This window comes from Jatrophihabitans cynanchi, from assembly GCF_027247405.1.
GTDB classification, from domain to species: domain Bacteria; phylum Actinomycetota; class Actinomycetes; order Mycobacteriales; family Jatrophihabitantaceae; genus Jatrophihabitans_B; species Jatrophihabitans_B cynanchi.
The window spans coordinates 3,685,154-3,699,949 of record NZ_CP097463.1 but is presented as its reverse complement, the minus strand read 5'-3'; the positions used below and the strand labels follow the sequence as shown (position 1 = coordinate 3,699,949).

At 73.0% G+C, this 14,796-nt stretch carries 17 protein-coding genes; 9 read left to right on the top strand and 8 right to left on the bottom strand.

What is annotated here, in order from left to right; translation table 11 throughout:
- Positions 1-5: 5 nt before the first annotated feature.
- Both M6B22_RS17975 and M6B22_RS17970 read right to left on the bottom strand, forming a co-directional pair.
- Positions 6-284 (bottom strand): barstar family protein, encoded by a 279-nt coding sequence (locus M6B22_RS17975; protein WP_269442949.1) that lies wholly within the window; start codon positions 282-284, stop codon positions 6-8.
- Positions 281-685 (bottom strand): ribonuclease domain-containing protein, encoded by a 405-nt coding sequence (locus tag M6B22_RS17970; protein ID WP_269442948.1) that lies wholly within the window; start codon positions 683-685, stop codon positions 281-283. The genes M6B22_RS17975 and M6B22_RS17970 overlap by 4 nt, the downstream gene beginning before the upstream one ends.
- 47 nt (positions 686-732) lie before the next feature.
- Between M6B22_RS17970 and M6B22_RS17965 the strand changes: the two genes are divergently transcribed.
- From M6B22_RS17965 to M6B22_RS17945, 5 genes are all read left to right on the top strand, one after another.
- Positions 733-1,476, top strand: coding sequence for a dienelactone hydrolase family protein (locus M6B22_RS17965; RefSeq protein WP_407935542.1), 744 nt, complete (start codon positions 733-735; stop codon positions 1,474-1,476).
- 3 nt (positions 1,477-1,479) lie between these two features.
- The gene (locus M6B22_RS17960) at positions 1,480-1,746 is read left to right on the top strand and encodes a DUF6295 family protein (RefSeq protein ID WP_269442946.1); all 267 of its coding nucleotides are present in this window, start codon (positions 1,480-1,482) and stop codon (positions 1,744-1,746) included.
- 156 nt (positions 1,747-1,902) lie between these two features.
- Entirely contained in the window at positions 1,903-2,871 is a 969-nt protein-coding gene (locus tag M6B22_RS17955) for a zinc-binding dehydrogenase (protein ID WP_269442945.1), read from the top strand.
- Positions 2,861-3,475: a 2'-5' RNA ligase family protein gene (locus M6B22_RS17950; RefSeq protein WP_269442944.1), complete on the top strand. Its 615-nt coding sequence runs from the start codon at positions 2,861-2,863 to the stop codon at positions 3,473-3,475. The genes M6B22_RS17955 and M6B22_RS17950 overlap by 11 nt, the downstream gene beginning before the upstream one ends.
- A gap of 32 nt (positions 3,476-3,507) precedes the next feature.
- Complete coding sequence (locus M6B22_RS17945; protein WP_269442943.1) at positions 3,508-3,876, top strand: VOC family protein; 369 nt, start codon at positions 3,508-3,510, stop codon at positions 3,874-3,876.
- Position 3,877: 1 nt separating this feature from the next.
- Here M6B22_RS17945 and M6B22_RS17940 read toward each other — a convergent pair whose 3' ends face one another.
- A complete protein-coding gene (locus tag M6B22_RS17940) occupies positions 3,878-4,483 on the bottom strand; it encodes a TIGR03086 family metal-binding protein (protein ID WP_269442942.1) in 606 nt (201 codons plus the stop codon).
- A gap of 69 nt (positions 4,484-4,552) precedes the next feature.
- Between M6B22_RS17940 and M6B22_RS17935 the strand changes: the two genes are divergently transcribed.
- Positions 4,553-5,380, top strand: coding sequence for a class I SAM-dependent methyltransferase (locus M6B22_RS17935; RefSeq protein WP_269442941.1), 828 nt, complete (start codon positions 4,553-4,555; stop codon positions 5,378-5,380).
- Positions 5,381-5,387: 7 nt separating this feature from the next.
- On the opposite strand, the gene lepA is transcribed toward M6B22_RS17935, so the two are convergent.
- On the bottom strand, positions 5,388-7,217 hold the full coding sequence (gene lepA / locus M6B22_RS17930; RefSeq protein WP_269442940.1) for a translation elongation factor 4: 1,830 nt from the start codon (positions 7,215-7,217) through the stop codon (positions 5,388-5,390).
- 66 nt (positions 7,218-7,283) lie between these two features.
- On the opposite strand from lepA, the gene M6B22_RS17925 reads away from it, so the two are divergent.
- On the top strand, positions 7,284-7,655 hold the full coding sequence (locus M6B22_RS17925; protein WP_269442939.1) for a hypothetical protein: 372 nt from the start codon (positions 7,284-7,286) through the stop codon (positions 7,653-7,655).
- A 118-nt stretch (positions 7,656-7,773) separates the two neighbouring features.
- Complete coding sequence (gene rpsT, locus M6B22_RS17920; protein ID WP_269442938.1) at positions 7,774-8,034, top strand: 30S ribosomal protein S20; 261 nt, start codon at positions 7,774-7,776, stop codon at positions 8,032-8,034.
- An 88-nt stretch (positions 8,035-8,122) separates the two neighbouring features.
- Here the strand turns inward: rpsT and holA are convergent, their stop codons facing one another.
- From holA to M6B22_RS17905, 3 genes are read right to left on the bottom strand one after another with little or no spacing between them, the layout of a single operon-like run.
- A complete protein-coding gene (gene holA, locus M6B22_RS17915; protein WP_269442937.1) occupies positions 8,123-9,118 on the bottom strand; it encodes a DNA polymerase III subunit delta in 996 nt (331 codons plus the stop codon).
- A gap of 42 nt (positions 9,119-9,160) precedes the next feature.
- Positions 9,161-11,509, bottom strand: coding sequence for a ComEC/Rec2 family competence protein (locus tag M6B22_RS17910; RefSeq protein WP_269442936.1), 2,349 nt, complete (start codon positions 11,507-11,509; stop codon positions 9,161-9,163).
- Positions 11,506-12,339 (bottom strand): ComEA family DNA-binding protein, encoded by an 834-nt coding sequence (locus M6B22_RS17905; RefSeq protein ID WP_269442935.1) that lies wholly within the window; start codon positions 12,337-12,339, stop codon positions 11,506-11,508. Before M6B22_RS17905 ends, M6B22_RS17910 begins: the two co-directional genes overlap by 4 nt.
- A 137-nt stretch (positions 12,340-12,476) precedes the next feature.
- Between M6B22_RS17905 and mptB the strand changes: the two genes are divergently transcribed.
- On the top strand, positions 12,477-13,976 hold the full coding sequence (gene mptB / locus M6B22_RS17900) for a polyprenol phosphomannose-dependent alpha 1,6 mannosyltransferase MptB (protein ID WP_269442934.1): 1,500 nt from the start codon (positions 12,477-12,479) through the stop codon (positions 13,974-13,976).
- Here the strand turns inward: mptB and M6B22_RS17895 are convergent.
- Positions 13,896-14,744, bottom strand: a complete 849-nt coding sequence (locus M6B22_RS17895) for a DegV family protein (protein WP_269442933.1) — start codon at positions 14,742-14,744, stop codon at positions 13,896-13,898. The two genes, mptB and M6B22_RS17895, sit on opposite strands and share 81 nt — an antisense overlap.
- Positions 14,745-14,796 lie beyond the last annotated feature (52 nt).

Here is a 14,796-nt window from a genome sequence, read left to right as displayed (position 1 = left end):
GTCGGTCACTCTGTCACGAATCCGCCCGCAACGGTTATCTCGATCGTGATCGCGTGCGGCGCATCCGCCGACTCGACCACCGCCCGCCACAGCGTCACCAGCAGCGCGGCGCGGTCATCCGGGTTCAACCCGGTCAGGTCCGGGACCGCGATCCGCACCGGACCGGCCGGCAGCCAGGACAGGTCGCGCAGCACGTCCGCCAGCGCGTCCAGGTTCGGGGCGGCCCAGTCCGGCGCTCGCACCTGCCGGTAGATCGCGGTGATCGCGGCCCGCTTCCCGGTCACCGGTTCACGTCGATCCGCACGAAGTGCTCGTAGTGATCGGCGGTGTAGTAGAACTCCCCGTCCCGTCCGGTGATGATCCGCCGGGCTCCGCGGTCGGCCGAACCGGGTGTCGGCACCGTGTACTCGTGGTAGTAGCCGTCCGACTCACGCGGCAGCAGGTGCTCGTTGTTGTGAAACACCACCCCGTCGTTGTGCGGATACGGGAACGGCCCGCCCTTCTCGATCAGGCTGACGGTCTGGCGCGCCTGCACCGGCAGCCCGGACAGCGGCGCGCTGGAGGTGGTGTCGGCCGGCCGCGGCTTCGTGTCGTCGCCCGAACGGGCCGCCTTCACGCCGTAGCCCACTGCCAGGGCGAGCACGAGTGCGATCAGCGCCAGCAGCGGACGGCGGACACGGGGCACGACGCGATGCTATTCGCCGCACATCCGGACGTGGTTGCATGCGAACCATGAGTGATGCGATGACCACACGGACCATCCGGATCGTCGGACACCGGGACGAGGAGATCGAGGCCTACCTCGCCACGCCCGAAGGGGACGGACCGCGTGGCGGCGTGATCGTCATCCACCACCTGCCCGGCTACGACCGGGGCACCAAGGAGATCGTGCGTCGCTTCGCCGAGCTGGGCTACGACGCGATCTGCCCGAACCTGTACTGGCGCATCGCGCCCGGGGCCGCACCCGACGACGCCGCCGCGGCCGCCCGGGCGCAGGGCGGCGTCTCCGACGAGCAGCTGGTGGGCGATGTTGCCGGCGCCGCTGCCTACTTGCGCTCGCTGCCGACCTCCAACGGCAAGGTGGCGGTGATCGGCTACTGCTCGGGCGGGCGCCAGTCGGTGTTGGCCGCCTGCACCGTCGACCTCGACGCCGCGGTCGACTGCTACGGCGCGTTCGTCACCGGTACCCCGCCGCAGGGTTACGTGCTGCACGTGACGAACCTCGTGGACCAGCTGCCGAACCTGCGCTGCCCGCTGCTCGGGCTGTTCGGCAACGAGGACAAGACGCCGTCACCGGCGCACGTCGACGAGCTCGAGCAACTGCTGCGTGAGCACGGCAAGACGTACGAGTTCCACCGCTACGACGGCGCCGGGCACGCGTTCTTCTCGACCAACCGCCCGGCCTACCGGGTGGAGGCCGCGCTCGACGGCTGGGAGCGCATCGAGGCCTTCTTCGGCGCTCGGTTGGGAGCCTGAGCCATGTGCACCTACGCGACCGAGCACGCCGACGTCTCCGGCAGCGCCAAAGGGCCCGGCGGCGCGTGGTTCCACGTCACCGACGCGACCGTGTACTTCGACCACCCGGTGCACGCCCTGGCCGAGCACACCCTGAACATCGACCTGGCCGACCCGTCCCGCGGGCCGTCCGCCCGGGTCGGCATCGAGTTGACCGCCGCCTCGGCCCGCGCGCTGATGGCAGCGATCGCGGCCGCGCTCGACTCGGCACCCGCCGCGCTCACCGCCTGACGCCCCGCCAACCCTCACCCGCTCCCCCCACCCGGTTACCAACTTTCACGCGCTCCCCCCACCCGGTTACCAAAAATGCGCGCGAATTCTCGTCCGCCGGTGGGGGAAGGCGGGCAGCAGGCGGCGGCGAGACGGCGGGTGGCTAGGGTCGGCAGTATGCGCGCCGTCTACGCCGAGTCCCTGAACCCCGACGACCCGCTGGCCGGGCTGGTGATCGGCGAGCGACCCGATCCGGAGATCCCGGACGGCTGGACACGCGTGGCAGTCAAGGCCGCCAGCCTGAACCACCACGACCTCTGGACGCTGCGCGGCGTCGGGATCAAGGGCGAGCAGCTGCCGATGATCCTGGGCTGCGACGCGGCCGGCGTCGACGAATCGACCGGCCAGGAGGTCGTCGTCCACTCGGTGATCAACGCAGCCGGCTGGGAGGGCGACGACACGCTCGACCCGCGCCGCTCGCTGCTGTCCGAGAAGCACCAGGGCTCGCTGGCCGACTACGTGGTCGTGCCGGCGCGCAACGTGGTGCCCAAGCCGGCTGAGCTGTCCTGGGCCGAGGCGGCCTGCCTGTCGACGGCGTGGCTGACCGCCTACCGCATGCTGTTCACCCAGTCCGGGCTGCGTCCGGGTCAGACGGTGCTGGTGCAGGGCAGCAGCGGCGGGGTGGCGAGCGCCTGCATCGCGCTGGCCCGCGCCGCCGGGTTCCGCGTGCTGGCAACCGCGCGCACCGAGGCCAAGCAAGCAGCCGCGCTGCAACTCGGCGCGCACGAGACGTTCGAGTCCGGCGCCCGGCTGCCGGAGAAGGTCGACGCGGTGATGGAGACGGTCGGCGAGGCCACCTGGTCGCACTCGCTGCGCGCGCTCAAGCCGGGTGGCCGCATGGTGATCTGCGGTGCGACGTCGGGCGCGAACCCACCGGCCGACCTGAATCGGGTGTTCTTCCTGCAACTGCAGGTGCTGGGTTCGACCATGGGCACCAAGGACGAACTGAAGAACCTGATCGCGTTCCTGCACGCGAGCGGGGTCCGGCCGCACGTCGACCGCATCCTGCCGCTGGAGCGGGCGGGCGAGGGGCTGGCCGCGATCGCCGCCGGTGACCTGGTCGGCAAGATCGTCCTTGAGCTCTGACCCTGCCCCGATCGAGCGACCGGCTGCGTCCTCACCGCGCGCCGGGTTGCGCAATCGGGTCGTCACCGCGGTCGTGTGCGCCGCCTTCGACCCGGCGACGGACGAGGCGATCCTGGCGGTGCGCGAGCGGGTCCGAGAGGCCGGCATCGCCCTGCCGGACCGGCCGCCGCACCGCCCGCACTTCAGCCTCGCGGCCGCACGGGTGGACCGCGAGATCGACCTGGCACGGGTGTGTGCCCTCGTCGCCGAACTCAGCACGTCGCACCAGCCGGTGCCGATCGCACTCACCGAGGTGGGTCGCTTCGGCCGGGCCGGCGCGCTGTGGCTGGGGCCCGCGCCGAACCGCGGGCTACCGGCCCTGCAGCGTGCCGCGTACCGCGCGCTCAAGCAGGCCGGGTGGCCGCCGGCGTTCGGCGAACGCAGCGCACCCAAGCTGTGGGTGCCGCACTGCACCCTCGCGACCCGGGTGCCCAAACCCCTGCTCCGCCACGTGCAGGCGACCGTCGCCGCCGGGTACGACCCCATCCGCGGCACCGTTGCCGGGCTGGCGACGATCCTGGTCGGCGGCCGGGGCGACGTCGCATACTCAGCGCTCGTTGCGTGACGTAGTCGCTGGCGTGCGCCAGGATGCAGCGCATGATCGATCACCTCGGATTGCAGGCAGCCGACCTGGACGCGGCGGCCGCCTTCTACGACACCGTGCTCGGGGCCCTGGGTCACCGCCGCATGATGGACTTCGGCGAGGCCATCGGGTACGGCACCGAGCAGCCCAGTTTCTGGATCAGCCGCCAGCAGACAGGTGACGGCTTCCGCGAGTCACACATCGCATTCACGGCGCCGGACCGGGCGACGGTCGATGCGTTCTTCGCAGCTGCGATCGGGCGCGGCGCCGAAGTGCTGCACGAGCCGCGGCTGTGGCCGGAGTACCACGAGCACTACTACGGGACGTTCGTGCGCGACCCCGACGGCAACAACATCGAGGCGGTCTGTCACCGGCCGCAATAGGCTACGGCGCCCACTGCGGATCGCGGCCGAGCAGCGCCACTATCCGATCCAGGGTCGCGTCGGAGCGGGTGTCGACTCCGGGCGCGAACGCCGCGCCGGGGGTATCGCTCTTGGACTCCTCGGGCACCGCGCGGGCGATCTGCAGCGCGGTCGTCAGCGCCTCGTCGTCGAACGCGACCGGGACGCCGAGCGAACGCGCGACATCCCAGGAGTGCACGACGTAGTCGATCAGGTGGAAGCCGATCGCGGCCGGCGCCGCGAACGTCATGCCGCCCCTGATCTCGGGGAGGTACATGGTGCGGTCCAGCACGCCGGGTGAGGCGAAGGCCGCGAGCACGGACTCGACCGATGCGGTGTACTCGGCGACGGCATCGGCGCCGATCGCCCGTGGTGCGAACTCGCCGACGTCCGGCACCGCCGCTGCCGTTGCCGCTGCCGCTGCCGCTGCCGCGAACCCGTAGTGCTGACCGATCATGTGTGCCAGCAGGTCGCTCAAGGCCCAGCCGGCGCACGGGGTCGCGACGTCCAACTGTCCTGGGCGCATCTGCGCCACGACCTCCACCGACCTGGTGAGGACGTGCCGGTGCTGGTCAAGCAGCTCACTCATCCGGCGACCGTATGCCCGGGCGCTGACAAGGCCTCGCCGGTTCCGGACCGTTGTGTCTACGGTGTCGCCATGAGCGACACCGAGCGGACCGCCGCGTTCACCGACACCGCCCTGCCCGAGCGCTACGAGCGGTTGCTCGGCCCGGCCCTGTTCGCGCCGTGGGCCGAGGTGCTGCTGGACGCGGTCGCCGTCGCACCCGGCGCACGCATCGTGGAGGTTGCGGCGGGAACCGGCGTCGTGACGCGGGCCGCCGCGCGCCGCGCAGGGCAGACGGGCCACGTCCTCGCCACCGACATCAGCCCGGCGATGATCGCCTTCAACGCCGCGCACCCACCGGAACCGGGCGCGGCACCGATCCGGACCGCGGTCGCCCCGGCCACCGCGCTGCCCTGTGCCGACGGCGAGTTCGATGTCGCCCTGTGCCAGCAGGGCATGCCGTTCTTCCCGGACCGGCCAGGCGCCGTTCGAGAGCTGCACCGCGTGCTGCGCCCCGGTGGCGTGGCCGGGATCTCGGTGTGGACGCCGGGCCACGAGGTCGTCCCGTTCGGGCCGATGAACGGCGCACTGCAGGACGTCGGTGCGCCTGAGCCGTTTCCCGGTGGCTATGACGAGACGAGCTACGTGCTGAGCCCGGAGCAGGTGCACGACCTGCTCGCCGATGCCGGGTTCACCCGGATCGACGCGCGCGAGACCGAGTTGCTGACCCGCTGGCCGAGCGTGGACGCGCTCGTCGATGCCGTGCACGGCACCCCGTTCGGCGCGCTGCTGACCGCACTGGACGGCGAGCGGCAGAAGCAGGTGCGCGCCGTGATGGCCGGGCGGTTCAGCCGCTGGGTCCGCGACGACGGCACGCTGGCGATCCCGACCTACTCGGTGATCGCGCGCGCGAGCAGGTAGCCCGCGGCTACTTCTTGGCGGTCTCGACGTCCCCGGTCGACAGCGCGGCGATGAAGGCCTCCTGCGGCACCTCGACGCGCCCGACCATCTTCATCCGCTTCTTGCCCTCCTTCTGCTTCTCCAGCAGCTTGCGCTTGCGGGTGATGTCACCGCCGTAGCACTTGGCCAGCACGTCCTTGCGCATCGCCCGGATGTTCTCGCGCGCGATGACCCGCGAGCCGATCGCCGCCTGGATCGGCACCTCGAACTGCTGGCGCGGGATCAGCTTGCGCAACTTGCTGGTCATCGACGTGCCATAGGCGTACGCCTTGTCCTTGTGCACGATCGCCGAGAACGCGTCGACGGTCTCGCCCTGCAGCAGGATGTCGACCTTCACCAGATCGGCCCGCTGCTCCCCTGCCATCTCGTAGTCCAGCGAGGCGTAGCCGCGGGTGCGCGACTTGAGCTGGTCGAAGAAGTCGAAGATGATCTCGGCCAACGGCAGCGTGTAGCGCAGCTCGACGCGCGTCTCGGACAGGTAGTCCATGCCGCCGAGGGTGCCGCGCCGCTCCTGGCAGAGCTCCATGATCGCGCCGATGTACTCGCTCGGCGAGATGATCATCGACTTGACGATCGGCTCGTGCACCTCGGCGATCTTCGCCCCGGCCGGCCAGTCGGACGGGTTGGTGACGACGAACTCGGTGCCGTCCTCGAGGATCACCCGGTTCACCACGTTCGGCGCGGTGCTGATCAGGTCCAGCCCGAACTCGCGCTCGAGGCGGTCGCGGGTGATCTCCAGATGCAGCAGGCCGAGGAAGCCGCAGCGGAAGCCGAACCCCAGCGCCGCCGAGGACTCCGGCTCGTACGCCAGCGCCGCGTCGTTGAGGCGCAGCTTGTCCAGTGCGTCGCGCAGCAGCGGGTAGTCCGAGCCGTCGATCGGGTAGAGGCCGGAGTACACCATCGGCCGCGGGTCGCGGTACGCGCCGAGCGACTCCCGCGCCGGCTTGGCCGCGTCCGTCACGGTATCGCCGACGCGCGACTGCCGGACGTCCTTCACGCCGGTGATGAGGTACCCGACCTCGCCGACCCCGAGCCCATCGGTCGGCTTCGGCTCGGGCGAGATCACGCCGATCTCCAGCAGTTCGTGGGTGGCGCCGGTGGACATCATCTTGATCCGCTCGCGCGGGGTGAAGTACCCGTCGACGACCCGGATGTAGGTGATCACGCCGCGGTAGATGTCGTAGACGGAGTCGAAGATCATCGCGCGCGGCGCCGCGTCGGCCTGCCCGACCGGTGCCGGTACGTCGCGGCAGATCACATCGAGCAGTTCGTCGACGCCCTCGCCGGTCTTCGCGCTGACCCGCAGCACGTCGTCGGGCTCGCAGCCGATGATGTGCGCCAGCTCGGCGGCGTACAGGTCCGGTTGCGCGGCAGGCAGGTCGATCTTGTTCAACACCGGGATGATCTGCAGATCGTTCTCCAGCGCGAGGTACAGGTTCGCCAAGGTCTGCGCCTCGATGCCCTGCGCCGCATCGACCAGCAGGATCGCCCCCTCGCAGGCGGCGAGCGAGCGCGACACCTCGTAGGTGAAGTCGACGTGCCCGGGCGTGTCGATCATGTGCAGCACGTACTCGGTGCCGTCGGTGCGCGAGGCCCACGGCATCCGGATGCTCTGCGCCTTGATGGTGATGCCACGCTCGCGCTCGATGTCCATCCGGTCGAGGTACTGGGCGCGCATCTGACGCGCGTCGACGACACCGGTCAACTGCAGCATCCGGTCGGCCAGCGTCGACTTGCCGTGGTCGATGTGCGCGATGATGCAGAAGTTGCGGATACGGGACGGGTCGGTGCGGGTCACCAGCGGTCTTTCGGTTCGAGGGAGGCCTGTGCTGGCCCCAATCGTCGCATGCGTCAGGATGGGCGCATGAGCACCGACCCACGCACCGCCGTCGAGTACCGCATCCCGGCAGCATCGCTGCGCAAGGGTGACCTGGTGAACACCAGCCCCGGCGAGGACGACTGGCAGGAGGTGCTCGCAGTGCACACGACCGCCGCCGGTTCGCAGACCGCCGAGGTGCGCGAGCTGGTCACCTCGCTGGCCGGAAGGTACGTCCTGGTCGAGCTGACCGATCTCGCGCCCGTCGACTCGGGGGTGTACTGGGTCGACGGCACGGCGACCGTCGCCGGCGACGACGGCGACGCCCCGGTCAGCGATGTCGTGTCCGGCGAGGACGGCGTGCGCACCTACCTCTACACCCGCTACGAGCTGGTGACGGTCCGCGCAGCGACTGCCTGAGCCGCGATTTGGGGCGGCACCGGCCGCGCTGGTAGCCTGGCAGGGTTGTGCCACGCGCGTCTGCGTGCTGCGGCGTAACCGATCCGAATCACCCAACTGCGAACGTCGAGGCTTCTTCGTGGCGAACATCAAGTCCCAGATCAAGCGCATCCGCACCAACGAGCAGGCGCGGCTGCGGAACAAGAGCGTCAAGTCCTCGCTCAAGACCGCGATCCGCTCGTTCCGTACGGCGGCCGACGCGGGCGACAAGGACGCCGCCCTCACGGCGATGACCGCGGCCTCGCGCCAGCTGGACAAGGCCGCGAGCAAGGGCGTGATCCACCCCAACCAGGCCGCCAACAAGAAGTCGGCCATGGCCCAGCGCGCCAACCAGATCTGAGCCAGCGCTTCACCGAAGCCCGCGTCCACCCGGACGCGGGCTTCGTGCTGTCTGCACGGTCCGGGCCGTAGCTGCAGAACGTCGCCGCTCAGCCGCGATCGGAGCGGGCCGACACCAGGCCGCGGATCGCCCGCTCCAGCGCGTAGGACGGATCGGCCGCCTCGCCCTTCACGTCGGCGTTCAGCCCGGCCACGATCTGCAGCGCACGGCGCACTCCCGGCTCGTTCCAGCCGCGCATCTGCCCCTGGACGTTGCGGACCTTCCAGGCCGGCATCCGCAGCGCCGAGGCCAGCGCGTACGCGTCACCGCGGCCGGCCGAGGCGACCCGGGCCAGCGCGCTGACCCCGTCGGCGAGCGCGCTGGCTATCACCACGTGCGGGACGCCGACGTCCAGCGCGTAACGCAGCGCCTCCAGCGCGGCCGGCGAGTTGCCCTCCATCACCCGGTCGGCGATCGCGAACCCGCTCACCTCGGCCTTGCCGCGGTGGAACGCGCGCACCGTCTCGACGTCGACCGTCCCGCCGGTGTCGCTCACCAGCTGGGCCGACACGGCCGCCAACTCACGCAGGTCGCTGCCCACCGCGTCGACCAGGGCAGCCACGGCGTCCGGGCTGATCCGGCCGCCGACGCGGCGTACCTCGGCGCGCACGAAGTCCAGACGCTCGGCCGGCTTGGTCAACTTGGCGCAGCCGATCTCGAGCGCCTTCGCCTTGCGCGCGGCGTCGAGCAGCGCCTTTCCCTTCGCGCCGCCCGCGTGCTGCAGCACGATCGTGATACCGCCGGTGGGTGCGTCGAGGTAGGGCTTGAGCACCGCCAGCGCGCCGACCTTGACGTCGTGCGCGTTGCGGATCACCACGATCCGGGCGTCGCCGAACAGCGACGGGCCCAGCAGCTCGTGCAGCTCGCCACCCTCGAGCTCGCCGCCGGCACGCTCGCTCTCGACCGTGTCGGGGTCCTGCCGGCGCGCCGCCGCCGCGAGTGCGGCGATCGCGCGGCCGACGAGCAGTTCCTCGTCACCCACCAGCAGGACGGTGGGGGGCAGCCGCTCGGGCAGGTCGTCGACGGACACCGGGCGGGCGGGCATGCCCCCATCCTGGCATTGCCGGCCGACGTTCCCGGCCGCGCCTCACGCGGTGCTGGCCGCAACCCCGTGCAGGCTGACGGTCAGGTGCCCCGGCGAGCCACACACGGCGACGTCGCCGTCGCGGTCGGTGCGCCGAACCGGCACGCCGAGGCGCGCCATCAGCTGCAGCAACCGCGGCGAGGGGTGGCCGTAGTCGTTGTTCGCCCCGACCGAGATCACCCCGACCCGGGCGTGCACAGCTGCGAGGAATCGCTCGTCGGAGTATGCGGACCCGTGGTGCGGAACCTTGAGCACATCGGCTCGCAGGTCGACGCCTGCGGCGAGCATCGCCTGCTGCGCCTCGATCTCGGCGTCGCCCGGGAGCAGGATCCGCACGCCGTGCACCGTCGCCCGCAGCACGAGCGAGGAGTTGTTCGGATCCGAGCGGGTGCCGTGGTAGGCCCGCGGCGGCCCGAGGACGTCGAGGTGCACGTCGCCCACGTCGAACCGGGCGCCCGGCGGTGGACTGCGCACGTGCAGGCCGCGGGGCGCCAGCGCGCGATCGACGTCGGCCACCCCGGAGGCCGGCTCGGCCAGCGGGCCGGCGATCACCTGCGCGACGTGCCGCTGGTGCAGCGCCCCGACGATGCCGCCGACGTGGTCGAGGTGCAGGTGGGTGAGCACGAGCAGCGGGATGTCGGTGACGCCGAGTCCGCGCAGGCACCGGTCGACCGGTACCGGATCCGGTCCGGTGTCGATCTCGACCGCGCTGTGCGGTCCGGCACGCAGCACCAGCGCATCACCCTGCCCGACGTCGCACGCCACGAACAGCCAGCCGGCAGGCGGCCAGCCGGACGTCGCCGAGCGGACCGGGAGCTGCACCAGCAACGCGACCGCCGCGCCCGCCGCGAGGACGCGACGCGGGCCGGTACGGCGGGCCAGCACAACGACGGCACCGGCTGCCACCAGCAGCGCCAGCGCGCCGTCGAGGCCGCCGGGCCAGGGCACGGTGGCGCCGTCCAGGCCGCCGAAGTACTCGCCCACCCGCACCAACCAGCGCACCGGCCAGCCGGCCAGCCAGGCGATCGACGCGCCGACGCCGAGCGACAACGGGGCGAGCACCGCGGCGAGGAAGCCGAGGACGGTGGCCATCGCGACCACCGGCTCGGCGAGCACGTTCGCCGGGATCGCGACCAGGCTGACCCGGCCGGCGATGGCGGCGATCACCGGCGCGGTGACCAGATGTGCCGCCGCCGCGACCGCGACCGCCTCGGCCAGCCCGCCGGGCAGGTGCCGGCGCCGCAATGCGGCGGACCAGCCCGGCGCGATGAGCAGGATCGCGGCGGTCGCCAGCACGGACATGGCGAACCCGGCGTCCTGGGCCAGGGCCGGGTCCCAGAGCAGTAGCCCGACCACGGCCGCCGCCAGCGCCGGTAGCGCGCGGCGCGGTCGGCCGCGCGCCAGCCCGCCCAACGCGATGCAGGCCATCACGGCCGCACGCAGCACGCTCGGCGACGGCCGAGCGACCACCACGAAGCCGGCCACCGTGAGCATCCCGGCGAGCGCGCACCAGCCGGGGCGGACGCGCAACCGCCGCAGCACCACCAGCAGCGCGCCGACCAGGATCGAGCAGTTCGTCCCGGACACCGCGACCAGGTGTGTCAGCCCGGCAAGGCGGAAGCGCTGCTGCAACACCGGGTCCAACCGGCTGGTGTCGCCGTCGATCAGCCCGGGCAGCAGTCCGCGGGCCAGGTCCGGCAGCCCCGCGCAGGCGCGCCGCAGGTCGGCGCGGACGACGCCGGCCAGCCGCTGCCACCACGGTGGGCGCCCCAGAAGGGTGGGCGGCGCCCGCGCCGCGAGCGCGACGGTGGTGGCGCTCGCGTCCAGCGGCGGCTGCAGCACACCGTCGACCCGCACCCGCTGCCCGGGCAACACGCCGTCCCAGTCGGCGGCGGACGCCAGGACCAGCACGGCGCCGTCGGTCCCGTGCCGCACCCCGAACGCCACCACCGCCCGAGCGTCGGCGGCCACCAGCACGCGCGGCGCGCCGCCGACGCCGGTGGCCGCCAGCGGACGTGGGTCCGCGGTGACGGTGAGCTCCGCGGTGACCGCCGCATGCCGCGCCGCCAGCGCCACGAGCAGCGAGGTGCGTGCATGGAACAGCCGCCCGGCGAAGGGGATCAGCACCAGCGCGACGCAGAACGCCGCCAGTCCGAGCGCGGCCCATCGCCCGTCGGCGCGCGCGAGCACGGTCGCGACGGCGCCGATCACCAGCGCGAGCGCCGCGACCACGACGACCGCGCGTACCGACCGGCCGGTGCACACCGCGAGCGCCAGCCACGCGCTCGCCGCGGCGCAGGCGGCGCGCACGTCGATCCGCTCGGCGGTCGGGTCCGGCGCGGCGCCCTTCACGAGCAGGTCACCAGCGGGCGCAGTGCGGCGAACTTCGCGGTGCCGATGCCGCTCACCTCGTTGAGCTGGTCGATCGAGGCGAACCGGCCGTGCTGGGCACGCCAGTCCAGGATGTGCTGGGCCAGTACCGGCCCGACACCGGGCAGCGCCTGCAACTGATCGAGGGTGGCCGTGTTCAGGTCGACCGGGCCGGACGCCGCCGAGCCGGGCGGCACGTCCGCGCCGCCGGGCGCCGAGGCGGCGCTGGCGGGCACCGGCACGCCGACCACCACCTGCTGGCCGTCGCGCAGCGGCGCGGCAAGGTTGAGCGTGGTGGTACTCACCCCGGGCAGCGCGCCGCCGGCCACCTGAAGCGCGTCGATCACCCGGGCCCCGGACGGGAGCCGGTACACGCCCGGCCGGCGGACCTTCCCCGCGACGTCCACCACCAGCCGCACGGCCGCCGCCGATCCCGTCGGGGACGGCGACGCCGCCGCCGATGCAGGAGCCCCGGCCGGGCTGGTCAGCGAAGCCACCGGTGTGATCGAGGCGCCCGAGCCGTGCACGGCGACCTGGCGTGGGCGCGCGGACAGCACCCACCACAGCGTCAGCACGCCGGCCACCGCCACCGCGAGGCCCACGGCGAGCACCGCCCGTCGCTCCGGCTGCCAGCGCAGCACCGCCGCACGCGATCGCTGCCGCCCATGGGGCCCGCCCACCGGGTCCCCGGCCACGGGCACCGCCGGTGGGTCGGCGGGCGTCCAGCCCGCGTCCGGTTCGCCGAGCAGGGCGCGCACCCGGTCGGCCACCTCGCCGCGCCGCCCGCGTCCGGGACGCCCCGCTCCTCGCACCGGGCCGACGCTAGGCAGTGCGGCAGGCGCGCCGAACCGCCCCGGAGCCGACTGTGGACAAGGACCGCGATGTGGACGAGCGGCCGGGCTCGTCACACCGGTGTGCTAGCCGGCACCGCCGGTACGGTGAGCGGGCCATGGCCGCCGACCTCCGACCGCCGCGCCCGCTGTTCGCACTCGCGGGCGCCGGAGCGGTGCTGCTCGCGGTGAGTTCGTGGTCGCTCGCCGCGCTGCCCGCCGGCTGGGCCGGGCCCGGTCCGGTCGGTTGGTTCCCCCGTGACGGGGCCCTCGCGCACCTGCTGTCCTACCTCGGGCTGGCCGCGCTCACCCTGGGCTGGCTGTTACTCGGCCGCATGGTGCTGCGGGCGCCGCGCGGCGTGCCGGTGGCCACCGTGCGCAGGTTCGTCCTGGTTGCCGCAGTCCCGCTGCTCGGCGCCGCCCCGTTCGGACGCGACCTCTGGGCGTACGCGGCGCAGGGGAACGTGCTGCGCCACGGCCTGGACCCCTACAGCTACGGCCCGGCCGCCGTCCCGGGCGCGTTCACCGACCAGGTGAGCGCTCGCTGGGTCGCCAGCGCGTCACCCTACGGTCCGCTCTGGCTGCGCCTGAGCCAGGCGGCGGACTGGCTCAGCGGCAGCCACCCGACGCTGGCCGCGCTCGTGTTGCGCCTGCCGGCGTTCGCCGGCCTGCTGCTCTGCCTGTGGGCGATCCCGGTCCTGGCGGCTGCGCTCGGCGGCCGGGCGGTCGCGGGGCTGTGGCTCGGCCTGGCCGGCCCGCTCGTCGTCGTACTGGGCATCGGCGGCGGTCACAACGACCTGCTCATGCTCGGCCTGGCGCTGGCGGGCCTCGCGGTCGCCACCCGCCGCGGGGTGCCCGCGCTGGCCGCGGCCGCCGCTGTCACCGGGTTGGCCGTGATGGTGAAGTCGCCGGCCGCGGTCGCGGTCGCGTTCACCGTTCCGGTGTGGCTGCAGGCCAACCGGGAAGCGCCGACACTGCGCCGCGTCGCGGCAGCCTCGGCCACGGCGATCGCGTGCGCCGGGGCGGCCGTCGCGATCGTCACCGCGGCCACCGGGCTCGGCCTCGGCTGGACGAAGCAGGTGAAAGCCGACGCCCAGTGGGTGAGCTGGCTCTCGCTGCCGTCCGCCGTGTCGATGCTCGCCAAGGCGGCGGCCGGTGACGGCGTCAAGACGGTGGACGGCACCCTGCGCACCTGCCGCACTGCCGGTGAGGTGCTCGCCGTGCTGGTGCTCGTCGCGAGCTGGCTGTTGGCGGTGCGGTCCCGGCACCGGGTTGCGGTACTCGGTTGGCTTGCGGTCGCGTTCGGGGCCGCCGCCCTGCTCGCCCCGTCCGTCCAGCCCTGGTACTACGCGTGGGGGCTGGCCGTCGCCGGGCTCGTCCCGCTCGGCCGGCGCGCGCTGGTGCTGCTCACCGCGGCCGCGATGGCCTTCCCGGTGTTGATCACGCCGTCCGGCTACGGGTACGAGAGTGACTGGCGGGCGCTGCCGATCCTGGCCGGAGCGCTGCTGATCGGCGCGGTCGCGGTTCGGACGGTGCGCTCAGCGCCGGACGACGACCGTCCCGATCACGCCGGGGCCGAGGTGCGCGCCGACGACGGCGCCGAGCTCGGCCACATATAGCTCGCGGACCGCCGGGATCGCGGCGCGCAACGCCGCCGCCACGGCGTCAGCGCGAGCTGGCGCGTCGAGATGGTGCACCGCGAGGTCGACCGGACCGGTACCGGCCGCCTCCGCGGCCAGCTCGACGAGCCGGGCGATCGCCTTGGCCGAGGTGCGCACCTTCTCCAGCGCGACGACGCGGCCCTCGACCATCTGCAGCAACGGCTTCACCGACAGCGACGTCGCCAGCAGCGCCGCCGCCGTGCCGATCCGGCCGCCACGGCGCAGGTACTCCAGGGTGTCGACGTAGAACAGGGTGCGGGTGCGGTCGACCGTCTCGGTCGCGGCCTGTTGCACCTGGGCCGCCAAGGCGCCGGCGGCCGCTTCCTGTGCCGCCGCCATCACCGCGAAGCCGAGCGCCATCGCGGTGGACCGCGAATCCACGACGCGCACCACGCCGTGCCCGAAGTCCTGGGCGGCGAGTGTCGCCGACTCCCACGTCCCGGACAGCGCGGCCGCCAAGTGCACCGAGACGATGCGGGTCGCCCCCGCGTCCAGCAGCTTCTGGTACTCCGTGGCGAACTCGCTCGGGTTCGGGCGCGACGTGGTGACGCTCTGTTTCGCGCGCAGCGCCCGGGTCACCTCGGCCGGCGTGATGTCGACGCCGTCGACGGCGGTTCGCGTGCCCAGCCGCACCCGCAGCGGAACGACATGGATGTTGAGCTCGTCGACGACGTCCGCGGGCAGGTGCGCCGTGGAGTCGGTCACGATCGCGACCTGCTCGCCCATCGCCGGCACCGCTCCCTAGGAATTGCTGAGACAGCCGCCCAGGCTACCCGCA

Coding starts and splice junctions, on each gene's coding strand:
- M6B22_RS17960 (WP_269442946.1), top strand. CDS start 1,480: ATGTGCACCTACGCGACCGAGCACGCCGACGTCTCCGGCAGCGCCAAA.
- M6B22_RS17925 (WP_269442939.1), top strand. CDS start 7,284: ATGAGCACCGACCCACGCACCGCCGTCGAGTACCGCATCCCGGCAGCA.
- M6B22_RS17895 (WP_269442933.1), bottom strand. CDS start 14,744: ATGGGCGAGCAGGTCGCGATCGTGACCGACTCCACGGCGCACCTGCCC.
- mptB (WP_269442934.1), top strand. CDS start 12,477: ATGGCCGCCGACCTCCGACCGCCGCGCCCGCTGTTCGCACTCGCGGGC.
- M6B22_RS17945 (WP_269442943.1), top strand. CDS start 3,508: ATGATCGATCACCTCGGATTGCAGGCAGCCGACCTGGACGCGGCGGCC.
- holA (WP_269442937.1), bottom strand. CDS start 9,118: ATGCCCGCCCGCCCGGTGTCCGTCGACGACCTGCCCGAGCGGCTGCCC.
- M6B22_RS17940 (WP_269442942.1), bottom strand. CDS start 4,483: ATGAGTGAGCTGCTTGACCAGCACCGGCACGTCCTCACCAGGTCGGTG.
- M6B22_RS17955 (WP_269442945.1), top strand. CDS start 1,903: ATGCGCGCCGTCTACGCCGAGTCCCTGAACCCCGACGACCCGCTGGCC.
- M6B22_RS17965 (WP_407935542.1), top strand. CDS start 733: ATGAGTGATGCGATGACCACACGGACCATCCGGATCGTCGGACACCGG.
- M6B22_RS17935 (WP_269442941.1), top strand. CDS start 4,553: ATGAGCGACACCGAGCGGACCGCCGCGTTCACCGACACCGCCCTGCCC.